This window comes from Kocuria atrinae (genome assembly GCF_039531425.1).
Taxonomy (GTDB): Bacteria; Actinomycetota; Actinomycetes; order Actinomycetales; family Micrococcaceae; genus Kocuria; species Kocuria atrinae.
On the sequence record NZ_BAAAQA010000015.1, the window covers coordinates 16,764 to 29,208 of the forward strand.

Genomic DNA, 12,445 nt, shown 5'->3' on the forward strand with positions numbered 1-12,445 from the left:
CGTAGAAATGCTCTCAAGTTGTCGGGGCGGGTGACCACCCCGTTGGTGGGCTAGCCGTCGTTGCCCGCCGGGTGGCGGGCAACGACTCGACATCAGCCGTGCAGCGGGGCTCCGGCCAATGCCATGGCAGCTTCACCGATGGCCTCGTTTTGGGTGGGGTGAGCGTGGATGAACGCGGCAACGTCCTCCGGGTACGCCTCCCAGTTCACCATGAGCTGGCCTTCGCCGATCTGCTCACTGATGCGGGTGCCGATAGCGTGGAAACCTACGATGGGTCCGTCCTTCTCGCGTACGAGCTTGATGATGCCGCCCGTGCCCAGGATGGAGCTCTTGCCGTTACCGGCAAGGTTGTACTCGAAGGTCTCCACGTTGTCCTTGCCGAACTTTTCCTCGGCCTTGGGCTGGGAGTAGCCCACGGACGCGATCTCCGGTTCGGTGAAGGTGACCTTGGGAATGTTGATGTCTTCGACGATCACCGGATTGAGACCGGCAATCTCCTCAGCCACGAAACGGCCCTGCTGGTAACCGCGGTGTGCCAACTGAACGCCGGGGACGATGTCACCGATCGCGTAGATGTTGCCGACACCGGTGTGCAGACGCTCGTTGGGAGTCACGAAGCCGCGATCCATGGGGATGCCCTGTTCTTCGAAGCCCATGTTCTCGGTGTTGGGGCCGCGACCAACCGCCACCAGAACGATGTCCGCCTCGAACTTCTTGCCGTCCGCCAGGGTGACCTTGGCGCCGTCGTCGTTCTGCTCGACCTTGTCGAAGAAGGTGCCCAGGTTGTACTTGATGCCGCGCTTCTTGAACTCGCGCTCGGCGATCTTGATGATCGAGGGGTCTTCGTTGGCGACCAGGTGGGGCAGGCCTTCGATCACGGTGACGTCCACACCGAAGGAGCGCCACATGGAGGCGAACTCGCAACCGATCACGCCGCCGCCCAGGACGATCGCGGACTTGGGGACGAAGTCGATCTCGAGGGCCTCGGTGGAGGTCATGACGCGACCACCGATCTCGATGCCCAGGGTCTTGGCGTAGGAACCGGTGGCCAGGATGATGTGCTCGCCGTTGTAGGTGGTGCCGTTGGCCTCAACGGTGTTGGCGCCGGTCAATTTGCCTTCACCGGCAATGACCTCGATCTTGCGCATTTTCATGAGGCCGGTGAGTCCCTTGAACTTGCCCTGCACGATCTTGTTCTTGTAGTCGCGCACCGCACCCATGTCAATGGATTCCAAGGTGGCCTTGATGCCGTATTTCTCCGACTCCCGAGCGCCCTCGGCCAGTTCGGCGGAATGCAGGTACGCCTTGGTGGGGATGCAACCCCAGTGCAGGCAGGTGCCGCCCAGCTTCTCCTTTTCGAACAGTGCCACGGAGTAACCCAGCTGAACTGCACGCAATGCTGCTGCGTATCCTGCGGATCCACCGCCCAGGACGAGAATGTCGTATTGGTTGTCGGCCACGTTGGCTCCCTCGGGGTTCGAGTTTATTGACGTTGCTAGCGTTCCGGTCGTACCGATCTGCGGTGCATTCGGACGCTTGGATGTTTTGTCCCCACCTTATCGCCACGCCCAGGGACTCGCCAGGTATTGCTACCTCGTGAGGCCCCGGCGCGTGGCGCACATGGTGAAGCGGGCGGTGCGATTACGAGGTGTAGTTTTCGGCCACGCTCAGCAGAGTGCGAACACCGAAGCCGGTGCCTTCCTTGGGGGTGTGCCCCCAGGGGGAGCCCTCGTTGAAAGAGGGCCCGGCGATGTCCACGTGGGCCCAGGGAACGCGGTTTCCCTTGATCTTCGGGACGAACTCACGCAGGAACAATCCGGCGACCAACATTCCGCCGAACTTGTCTCCCATGTTCTTGATGTCAGCCACATTGGAGTTCAGAGAAGCACGCAGGTGCTCGGGCAACGGCATGGCCCAGGTGGCTTCGCCAACAGCGGAAGCGGATTCGGACACCATGTCGCGAGCGGGCTCGTCACCCATCACCGCTGCGGTGCGGTTTCCGAGGGCCACCATCTGAGCACCGGTGAGAGTGGCGATGTCCACGAGCAGGTCCGGATCCTCCTGGCCAGCGGCCCAGAGACCGTCGGCCAGAACCAGGCGACCTTCGGCATCCGTGTTGAGGACCTCCACGGTGTGACCCGAGTGCATCGTGAGAACGTCACCGGGGCGGGTTGCCGTGGCCGAGGGCAGATTTTCGGCCAGGCAGAGCCACCCGGTCACGGCTACGGGAAGTTTCAGCTCGGCTGCGGCGATGACCGTGGCCAGCACGGCAGCGGCACCGGCCATGTCCGACTTCATGGTCATCATGGAGGCCGGGGGCTTCAAGGAGAGGCCACCGGAGTCGAAGGTGATTCCCTTGCCCACGTATGAAACGTGGCGCTTGGCCTTCGCGGGGGCCCACTCGAGCTTCACCAGGCGGGGGCCGTTCACGGACCCCTGACCCACGCCGAGCAGGCCGCCGTAATTGCCCCGGACCAGTTCCTTCTCGGCCAGGACAGTGACCTTGACCTTGCTGCCCTTCGCTGCGGCGGTGGCGTAGTCCGCGACGAATTCCGGGTTAGCGGTGTCGGGGGACAGATCCACCAGAGTGCGGGCTGTGCGCACGGCCTTGACCACGTGGGCGGCTCGTTCTACTGCTGCCTGCGAGCGCTTGGCAAGATCTTTGGCCACGCACACGGTCGCCGAAGTCACCGGGGTGGACTGCTTGTCCAGAGACTGTGCCTTCTGGGCGGTGTAGCTGAAGGCGCCCATGCCCAAGCCCTCGGCCACGGCCTGCACTTCCGCCACGGACGTGGTGGGCAGGGCCGCGACCACGTGGGTTGCCTTGCCCGCCAACTGGCGAACGGCGGCGCCGGCGGCCTGACGCAGGGACTCGGCGTGAGCGGCGGCGTCGTCCGCGGAGTCCTTACCGAGACCCGTGAACGCGACCAAGCGGGCGGAGACGTTGGAAGGAGCCGGTACTACGGTGACGGAATCTGCAGAGCCGGAAGCACCCGCGAGTTCGGCCAGCTGGGACAGGGAGCGGCTCAGCTTGGAGTTGGCGGCAGGACCCAAGTTCACGGTCTTGCCGGAGGATTCAACGCCCACGACGAGTGCGTCGGCCGAGATAGCGGCGGGAGACTTGGCACTGACGGCCAGGCTCAGATCACTGATTTCAACAATGTCCTGCACGGTGGTCACTAGGGTGTCCTTTCGTTCGGAAACACTGACACTTACCCACGCCAGGGGGATCGCAACGTGGGAACCGTCACCGATCCTATCCGCACGGGCCGAAAAATCCGCAGTACGCTGCGGGAATACCGGCGGGTCACGCGGACGTTGATACAGATTGATGTAATGCGCGGCGATAGTCCTATCTTTAGGGCCGCCCGCACCCCTTTACTTGCAGGAGGTCGATGTGCTGGATCCCACGGCGCTGTACCGGAGTGACCCGGCGTTGCTCGGGGATGGGCGACTGCGCGGACTGCCCATGATCGTGGCGCTGTCCGGCTATGTGGAGGCGGGGCATTTGGCCGGCCAGATCGAGGCCGTGGTCATGGATTCCATGCCCAGCGAGTCGCTGGCCCAGTTCGACCTGGACCAGCTCTACGACTACAGGTCCCGCCGCCCGCACGTAAAGTTCGTGGAAGACCACTTCGAGGAGTGGGACGCCCCGGAACTGACACTGCGCGTGGTCACGGACGGATTGGGTCGCCACTTCTTGCTCCTCACCGGCCCCGAACCGGATACCCAGTGGGAGCGATTCTCGCAGGCCGTGGTCGGCCTGGCTCAGCGTTTGGACGTCAGCCTGGTCGCGCTCGTGAGCGGGATCCCGATGCCCGTTCCGCATACCCGGCCCATGCTGGTTACGGCCCATGGCCCGCGCGCGGACCTGCTTCCCAGCACGGGAGGGAACAAGCCAACCTTCGAAATCAGTGCCTCCGCGTCCCATCTGCTTGAACTGCGCCTGCAGGATGTTGGAATTGATCACGTGGGGTTGTCCGTGCACGTGCCCCAGTACCTCGCGGAGTCATATCTTCCCCAAGCCGCCGTGGCTGCTCTCGAGCACCTGAGCGCGGTCACGGGCCGCACCCTGCCCACGGATGAACTGCGGGAAGCGTCCCGCGGCGTGATCCAACAGATCAACGAACAGGCTAGCGCGTCTCCGGAGATTCAATCCGTCATCGAGAACATGGAACGGCGTTACGATGACGTGGTCGATGCCTCAGCGCATCGTTCCATTCTGGCTGGTCCTGACCACGACGACCTGCCCGACGCCGATGAACTCGGTGCCGCGGCCGAGGCCTTCCTCGCTTCTCAGGACGAACAGGACAACTGATTCCGCGGTATCGGCAGTAACCGGGCCGCGATCCCCACCGCGACCCAAGGATCTTGAGCATGCCACGCACTCCGATGTCTTCACCCCGTGATCAGGGGAAGGACTCGCGAGCAGCGTGGCTTGTTTTCGGAGTGGGCGTCTTCGCCTATTTCTCCGCCGTGGCCCAACGCACGAGTTTCGGCGTGGCGTCGGTGGAGGCCGCAGACCGCTTCCAGACGGTCGCTGCCGGGTTGTCGATGTTTTCCATGATGCAGGTGCTGGTCTACGCGGCGCTGCAGGTCCCGGTGGGTGTCCTGGTGGATCGTTTCGGTCCACGCGTTCTCATCAGCGCCGGCGCTGCGTGCATGGTGATAGGACAGTTGCAGCTCGCGGCAGCGGAGTCGGTTACCGCTGGCGTGATCGGTCGAATCCTTGTGGGGGCCGGGGACGCCGCCACGTTCGTGTGCGTCATGCGCCTGCTCCCAGCCTGGTTCAGCGCGATGCGCGTACCGATGCTCTCCCAGGTGGTCGGCATGACCGGCAACTTGGGACAGCTCTTTTCCGTGATTCCCTTTGCCGCTTTGCTGCACGCAACCGGTTGGGTTCCGGCCTTCATCTCGTTAGCCGCGTTGGCATTGCTGTCCGGGGTGCTGTCCGCCGCTCTGCTGCGCAGTGCGCCCCCGGGAGTGAACGTTCTCAACGACTCCATCTCCTTTGCCACCGTGGGAGCCACCATCAAGGAATCCCTGCGTGAGCCAGGAACCCAGCTGGGTTTCTGGGTGCACTTTGCGGTGCAATTCGTGGGTAACACGTTCGCACTGATGTGGGCTTATCCCTATTTGCAGAATGCACAGGGCATGGATGCCACGCAGGCTTCGGCTGTCATGACCGCTTTCGTGGTGGTCAATGTGGTCGTGAGCCTGGGAGTGGGAAAACTCAGTGCCGTGTTCGCCAAGCATCGTTCCGCGCTCGCCCTGTGTTTCTGCGCGGTGATCTACAGCGGCTGGGCCCTCATGTTGTTGTGGCCCGGCGAGGCGCCCACCCCGGTCGTGTTCATTGCGGTGGGCATGCTGGCGCTGTCCTATCCCGCGTCCATGCTGGCCTTCGACATCGTGCGGAGTTTCAATCCGCCCCGTCGAGGGGGCACCGCCACTGGATTGGCCAATGTGGGCGGTTTCATTGCCTCACTGGCGGCGATCTACGTCACCGGGCTGGTGCTCGACCTCCAATTCGCGGCGGGCGTGTCACCGACCCTCTACGACGCAGAGGCATTCCGCCCCGCCATTGCGGCGCAGGCGATCGTTGCCGCTATCGGTATCGTTGCGGTACTCATCTGCACCAAGAAGGTGCGCAAGGTGCACGGCCCGAACTCCATTTGATCGCCAGTCGATCGCCTGGTCGCGAGACATTGCCCCGAGCGCGGCACACGCGCTCCACAGCCTGGCTCGCCTGACGCTTGAGAAGCCAGGGCTGCACAATTCGACGCCGCCGCGAGACGGGACGTGCCGTTCGCACGGACCGTAGGGGCATGACACTCCTCAACGATCCGCAAGAGCCAGTTAAGATCCGATGCGATGAAGATCTCCTGGCACTGATTCCGCATCAGCTGGGATACGAGCCCCGCAACTGTGCTGTCCTCTTCATCCCGGTCTCCAGCGGAGGCGCACTTTGTCTGAAGCTGCCCACTCCTAGCGGAGCGGAGGACCCGGGGGAGTATGCCCAGCAACTCACCGAGGTCACCGCAACCACGGGGCACGTGAATCAGGCGACCGTGGTGGTGTATTCGGACACGGCGGTGCCGTCCCAGCCAGAGGAAGACTTCTTCCGTGCCGCGTGGCTCGGGCTGGCCGTTGAAGATTCTGGGATGCGCGCCATGGGCGGGTTCGTGGTGGGGCCGGAGCACTGGTGGAACCTGCAGCGATTCGACGAACCTCAACCGGTCAGTGGCATCAGGGACAGCCAGTTGAACGCGCACATGGTGTCACTGGGCAGCTGTTTCAACGAACTGACGCCGGATCAACCGGGGCAGCTGCCGGATGCACTGAGGCATCGGTCTTCGGGGTTCCTCGATGCGCTGGACCATTTGACCGAGGGTCCGGGCATCTGGCCGACCGAGGACGAGGTGCCGGAGGATCACGGATCTTCCTACGAGGGCACGCATCACGAGTGGGTCGATGACCAGTGGAGCTATCACTTTCAGGCACCCGCTCGTTACGAACGAGATCTGCGGCGCTGGCACGATGCCATCGACGTGATGAACTCCGGCGGGACCGACTGGCCCACCGCATTGCTGAGCCTGACGGATCAGCACCTTGCCCGATTGGTCATGGCTTTGAACCACACCATCACCAGGGACGCGATCTTCTATTCGTGGTTGACCGGGGACCAGGAGCGGGCCGCTCGGGCACACAAGGGATTGCAAGCGTCACTCCGGGAAGTCTTGTCCCTGCCGGCGCCCGCCATTGAATACTGCGCCACGCCCGAGGACGTCGCTGAGGGCCTGTGCTGCGCCCACGCCGTTCTGGGCCAATGGGAGTCTGTTCCGGACTGGGCCTCGGTGGAAGCGGCGTACCGGATCCTTGAGGGGCTGGACCTGTTACTGACCCATGGTCTTGAATCGGCCGAGGCCTTCCGAGGCAGGGAACGTCGGTGCTCAATGGTGCACGCAGACGTGGTCTCGGCACGCGCACAACTGGAGGTATTCCGGGGCCGCGCATTTACGGCCATGGGGCTCTTGGACCGCAGCAATGCGATCGCGGAAGGCCGCGAAGGAGCCCGAACGGTGCGGCGTCGTTTGGATATTCAAGACATCCCGTGGTGGAGCACGGACCCGCGTACGGCATGGCCGGGAGACCGTTGGTGGGCAAAACGCAATGACCCTCGCCACGCTCATGAAAAATATTTGTGATGAACCGGGAACAAAACCGGGGGCATGTATGTTGGCTCAACTAGGACCCTTCAAGTCTCAGGCGGCAGCAATGCCGACAAACCGGGCTTGACAGGGTCATAGGCGTGTTGACCACACATGGTGGCAATGCACCTCGCGACCGGTTCAACGAAAGGTTCTCAGTGTCACCTGCTGCAAGCAAGACCGCGAACGAGTCCACGGTCTCTGAGGAGTCACAGGACTCCGCACAGAAGACCACTCAGGCCAGCACCGGCCGGGCGAGTACCAGCGGTGCGGCAAAGAAGACCACGGCGGCCAAGAAAACCGCCGCGAAAAAGACCACGGCGGCAAAGAAGACGACCGCGGCTAAGAAGACCACCGCCGCGAAGTCCACAGCTTCCAAGACCACGGCCACCAAGTCGACCGCGGCCAAGAGCGCTGCCACAAAGGCTGCTGCGTCCAAGGCATCCGCGACCAAGGCAGCTGCCGCAAAGGCAGCTCAGGCCAAGAGCGAAGACGCCGCTGAGGTTGAGGACACGGAAGCAACTCCCGCCAAGACCACCCGTACCCGCAAGCCGGCCGCTAAGACTACGGGCACGGCGCGCAAACCGAAGACCGCTACGGCAACGGGCACCGGTCGTGGGCGTAAGAAGGCTGCCGGTTCCGCGGACACCGCGGGTGCCGATGACGAGTTGCTGACCAACCACGATGAAGCCATCGAGGACGAGCGTGACTCCGATGAAGAGGAGTCGGCCCAGGCCAGCCCCGAGGAGTCCGCTCCCCGTATGAAGGGCCGCGAGGACAAGACCGCCCGCGGGTTCGTGCTCACCTCCAACGACGATGACGACGCCCCTGCACAGCAGGTCATTGCTGCTGGCGCCACCGCCGACCCCGTCAAGGACTACCTCAAGCAGATCGGTAAGGTCGCCCTGCTGAACGCGGAGCAAGAGGTCGACCTCGCACTGCGCATTGAGGCCGGTCTGTTCGCGGAGCACAAGTTCGCGGACGAGCAGGACTCCATGGACGCCGAGACCCGCCGGGCCTACCGCTGGGTCATCCACGACGGACGCCGCGCCAAGAATCACCTGCTCGAGGCCAACCTCCGTCTGGTGGTGTCCCTGGCCAAGCGCTACACCGGCCGTGGCATGTTGTTCTTGGACCTGATCCAGGAAGGCAACTTGGGCCTGATCCGCGCGGTCGAGAAGTTCGACTACACCAAGGGCTTCAAGTTCTCCACGTACGCCACCTGGTGGATCCGTCAGGCCATCACCCGCGCCATGGCCGACCAGGCACGCACCATCCGTATCCCGGTGCATATGGTCGAGGTCATCAACAAGCTGGCTCGTGTGCAGCGTCAGATGCTCCAGGACCTGGGTCGCGAACCCACCCCGGAGGAGTTGGCCAACGAACTCGACATGACCCCCGAAAAGGTCGTGGAAGTTCAGAAGTACGGCCGCGAGCCCATTTCGCTTCACACGCCGTTGGGTGAGGACGGCGACTCCGAATTCGGTGACCTCATCGAGGACTCCGAGGCCGTAGTCCCCGCAGACGCCGTATCCTTCACCCTGCTCCAGGAGCAGCTGCACTCCGTGCTGGACACCCTGTCCGAACGTGAAGCCGGTGTAGTGGCCATGCGCTTCGGCCTGACCGACGGACAGCCCAAGACGTTGGACGAAATCGGCAAGGTCTACGGTGTCACTCGTGAGCGCATTCGCCAGATAGAGTCCAAGACCATGTCCAAGCTCCGTCACCCCTCGCGCTCGCAGGTGCTGCGGGATTACCTGGACTGATCCGGATCGCCACGGTGAATGAGAATTACTCCATGACGTCTCAGGACAGTCGTGTCCAGAGCATGTTCAATCGAGTGACGCGCAGTTACGACAGGATCAATTCGCTCATGACCATGGGCCGACACGCGCAGTGGTGCCGAGAGGTTGCCCAGCGTGCGGACCTGGCGCTGAACGGGAAACTGTTGGACATCGCTACCGGCACGGGCGAGATCGCTCTGGCTGCGCGGCGTCGTTACCCGAATGCGGACATTTACGGCGTGGATTTCTCCGAAAACATGTTGGCGGAGGCTCGGGAGAAACCGGGCGCCGAAAGCATCGAGTGGGAGTTCGCGGACGCCCACCAGTTGCAGTTCGAGGATGAATCATTCGATGCCGTGACCCACGGTTATCTGCTGCGTAACGTCAGCGACGTGGAACGGGTGCTGCGCGAACAGTTCCGCGTGCTCAAGCCGGGTGGGCGCGTGGTGGTGTTGGAGACCTCACCTCCGCGGGGCGTTCTCAAGCTGGTTCTGTCGGCCGGCATGAGCGTGGTCCTACCGCTGTTGGGCCAGCTCATCGCCAAGGACCGCCAGGCATACACGTACCTCAAGACCTCCACGTTGGGGTTCATGTCTCCGGCTGAGGTTGCCGAGATCATGGAGCGTGTGGGTTTCTGCGGGGTGGAATGGTCCACCAAGTACTTCGGGACCAACGTGATCATGTGGGGCCGCAAGCCCTGATCCTGCGACCGGTCGTCGGGCCGGTGAGCAGAGATAGCGAAAGACCGGGGCACGCACCGTACGGTGCGTGCCCCGGTCTTTGCGTTGGCCGTGGTTGCCTCAGGAGGCTTCCAGGTGCTCCGTTTCGTCCTGCCAGGTGGCAGCCAGCGGGCGCAGCTTGTCCTCATTCTTGCGCGCGTGGTGTGCGCAGAAGAGCAGCTGTCCGCCGGTGCTTTCGAGGACCACACGGACGTATGCCTGGGCGCCGCAAGCGTCACAGCGGTCGGTCGCGTTGAGTTCACGCGTCTCGAGTGTCGCGTTCATTGGATCCTCCTTACGGATACAAAGTCTGCAATTCCACCATTCGGTGTTATTGCGGTGCGCAGCCGGTTTCGAAAAGGAACACTGCGGCACGTATCAATAGAACCAAAGGTAGACCTGATTACTTCCCCGTGGACAGTGGTTTCGCCCACCGCGCACAATGTCAGCCCTCCGGACTAAAGTGGGGGAGTCCCACCCGCGCCTCAGGGCCAGACTCTCGGGAGATTCATCACCGTGACACCCACTCGTTCCGAATACAACGCCCGGCACCTCTCCGTACTGGAAGGCCTCGAAGCGGTGCGCAAGCGCCCGGGCATGTACATCGGTTCCACGGACTCCCGCGGGCTCATGCACTGCATGTGGGAAATCATCGACAACTCCGTGGACGAGGCACTGGCCGGTTACGGGCAGAACATCACCGTGATCCTGCACAAGGACGGTTGCGTGGAAGTCCACGACGACGGCCGCGGCATCCCGATCGATAAGGAACCACGCACCGGATTGACCGGTGTGGAGGTTGTCTTCACCAAGCTGCATGCCGGCGGTAAGTTCGGCGGCGGTTCGTACACCGCGTCGGGCGGTCTGCACGGCGTGGGCGCATCCGTTGTCAACGCGTTGTCCTCACGTTTGGACGTTCAGGTGGACCGCGGTGGCAAGACCTACCAGATGTCCTTTAAACGCGGTGAACCCGGGATCTTCACCGATAAGGGCGCGCCGACCCCGAGCGCTCCCTTCGAGGCTTTCACGGACAATTCTGAACTGCAGATCGTGGGCAAGGCCAAGCGCGGTGTCACGGGGACACGAATTCGGTACTGGGCGGATGAACAAATCTTTACCCCGGACGCCAAGTTCTCCACGGAGGAACTCGTGCGCAGGGCTCGGCAGACGGCATTCCTGATCCCGGGGCTGCAGATCACCGTGCGCGATGAACGGCTGCTCGCGGGAACCCCGGGGGAGACCGGCCCGCACACCGAGGTGTTCCAGTACGACGGCGGCATTTCGGAGTTCGCAGAATTCCTGGCCATCGACGCGCCGGTCACCGATGTGTGGCGGTTGCAGGGACAGGGAAGTTTCACCGAACGTGTTCCGGTGCTCAACGACTCCGGGCACGCACGGCTCCAGGACGTTGAGCGCGTGTGCGAGGTGGACGTCGCTCTGCGCTGGGGTGTCGGTTACGACACCACCGTGCGTTCGTTCGTGAACATCATCTCCACGCCCAAGGGCGGCACACACCTGTCCGGCTTCGAAGCGGCGCTGCTCAAGACCATCCGCAAGCAGGTGGAGGCCAATGCCCGCAAGCTCAAGGTGGGCAACGACAAGCTCGAGAAGGACGATGTCCTGGCCGGTCTCACCGCTGTGCTGACCGTGCGGCTGGCAGAACCTCAGTTCGAGGGGCAGACCAAGGAGGTACTGGGTACTCCGGCGGTGCGTCAGATCGTCACCAAGGTGGTCGAATCTCAGCTGACCAAGCAGTTCACGTCCAAGAAACGCGATGACAAGGCCCAGGCCAGCCAGGTGCTGGACAAAGTGGCCGCGGAAATGAAGTCCCGCATCTCGGCACGTGTGCACAAGGAGACCCAGCGGCGTAAGAACGCACTGGAGACCTCCTCCATGCCCACCAAGCTTGTCGAATGCCGCTCCTCGGACGTGGGCCGTTCCGAGTTGTTCATCGTGGAGGGTGACTCGGCCCTTGGCACCGCTCGCTTGGCCCGCAACTCCAACTATCAGGCGCTGCTGCCCATCCGAGGCAAGATCCTCAACGTTCAGAAGGCGTCCATCACGGATATGCTCGCCAACACCGAGTGCGCTGCGCTGATCCAGGTGATCGGGGCCGGTTCGGGTCGTAGCTTCGACGTGGACGCCGCCCGGTACGGCAAGGTCATCATGATGACCGATGCTGACGTGGACGGCGCCCACATCCGTACCCTGCTGCTCACGCTCTTCTACCGCTATATGCGCCCGCTCGTGGAAGCCGGCCGGGTCTACGCGGCCGTTCCGCCGCTGCACCGGGTGGAGATCATCAACCCCGGCTCCAAGGCCAATGAAATGGTGTACACCTATTCGGAACGCGAACTGGAAACCCTGCTGGGCAGCCTGGAAGAGCAGGACCGCCGTTACAAGGAACCGATTCAGCGCTACAAGGGCCTGGGTGAAATGGACGCGGACCAGCTGGCAGAAACCACCATGGACATCCGCCACCGCGTCCTGCGCAGGGTGCGAGTTGCGGACGCAGAGGCTGCCGAGCAGGCCTTCTCATTGCTGATGGGCTCCCAGGTGGCGCCCCGCAAGGACTTCATTGTGGCGGGTGCCGCGCAGTTGGATCAGGACCGCATCGACGCCTGACCTACCGGGCGTGGCACAGCGGCGCGAAAGCTGCGCAACAGTGAGCTAGGAACAAACCCGGGCCGACCGAGCTGCAGAGGTCTGACCGAGGAACGGCGCCCCGAATCTT

At 63.2% G+C, this 12,445-nt stretch carries 9 protein-coding genes; 6 read left to right on the forward strand and 3 right to left on the reverse strand.

Annotated features, from left to right (window positions below; genetic code table 11):
• Positions 1-92: 92 nt before the first annotated feature.
• A complete protein-coding gene (gene lpdA / locus ABD283_RS06670) occupies positions 93-1,460 on the reverse strand; it encodes a dihydrolipoyl dehydrogenase (protein WP_344224201.1) in 1,368 nt (455 codons plus the stop codon).
• Between the two features lie 181 nt (positions 1,461-1,641).
• Positions 1,642-3,180, reverse strand: coding sequence for a leucyl aminopeptidase (locus ABD283_RS06675; RefSeq protein ID WP_344224202.1), 1,539 nt, complete (start codon positions 3,178-3,180; stop codon positions 1,642-1,644).
• Between the two features lie 217 nt (positions 3,181-3,397).
• Here ABD283_RS06675 and ABD283_RS06680 point away from each other — a divergent pair, with 217 nt between their 5' ends.
• From ABD283_RS06680 to ABD283_RS06700, 5 genes are all read left to right on the forward strand, one after another.
• Positions 3,398-4,318: a PAC2 family protein gene (locus ABD283_RS06680; protein ID WP_344224203.1), complete on the forward strand. Its 921-nt coding sequence runs from the start codon at positions 3,398-3,400 to the stop codon at positions 4,316-4,318.
• A 59-nt stretch (positions 4,319-4,377) separates the two neighbouring features.
• Positions 4,378-5,676 (forward strand): MFS transporter, encoded by a 1,299-nt coding sequence (locus ABD283_RS06685; protein ID WP_344224204.1) that lies wholly within the window; start codon positions 4,378-4,380, stop codon positions 5,674-5,676.
• A gap of 149 nt (positions 5,677-5,825) precedes the next feature.
• Positions 5,826-7,205, forward strand: coding sequence for a DUF4192 family protein (locus ABD283_RS06690; RefSeq protein ID WP_344224205.1), 1,380 nt, complete (start codon positions 5,826-5,828; stop codon positions 7,203-7,205).
• Between the two features lie 161 nt (positions 7,206-7,366).
• On the forward strand, positions 7,367-8,974 hold the full coding sequence (locus ABD283_RS06695; RefSeq protein ID WP_344224206.1) for an RNA polymerase sigma factor: 1,608 nt from the start codon (positions 7,367-7,369) through the stop codon (positions 8,972-8,974).
• Positions 8,975-9,006: 32 nt separating this feature from the next.
• Positions 9,007-9,693 (forward strand): ubiquinone/menaquinone biosynthesis methyltransferase, encoded by a 687-nt coding sequence (locus ABD283_RS06700; protein ID WP_344224207.1) that lies wholly within the window; start codon positions 9,007-9,009, stop codon positions 9,691-9,693.
• A gap of 99 nt (positions 9,694-9,792) precedes the next feature.
• Here ABD283_RS06700 and ABD283_RS06705 read toward each other — a convergent pair whose 3' ends face one another.
• Complete coding sequence (locus ABD283_RS06705) at positions 9,793-9,996, reverse strand: DUF7455 domain-containing protein (protein ID WP_344224208.1); 204 nt, start codon at positions 9,994-9,996, stop codon at positions 9,793-9,795.
• Between the two features lie 231 nt (positions 9,997-10,227).
• Here ABD283_RS06705 and ABD283_RS06710 point away from each other — a divergent pair, with 231 nt between their 5' ends.
• On the forward strand, positions 10,228-12,336 hold the full coding sequence (locus tag ABD283_RS06710; protein WP_344224209.1) for a DNA gyrase/topoisomerase IV subunit B: 2,109 nt from the start codon (positions 10,228-10,230) through the stop codon (positions 12,334-12,336).
• Positions 12,337-12,445 lie beyond the last annotated feature (109 nt).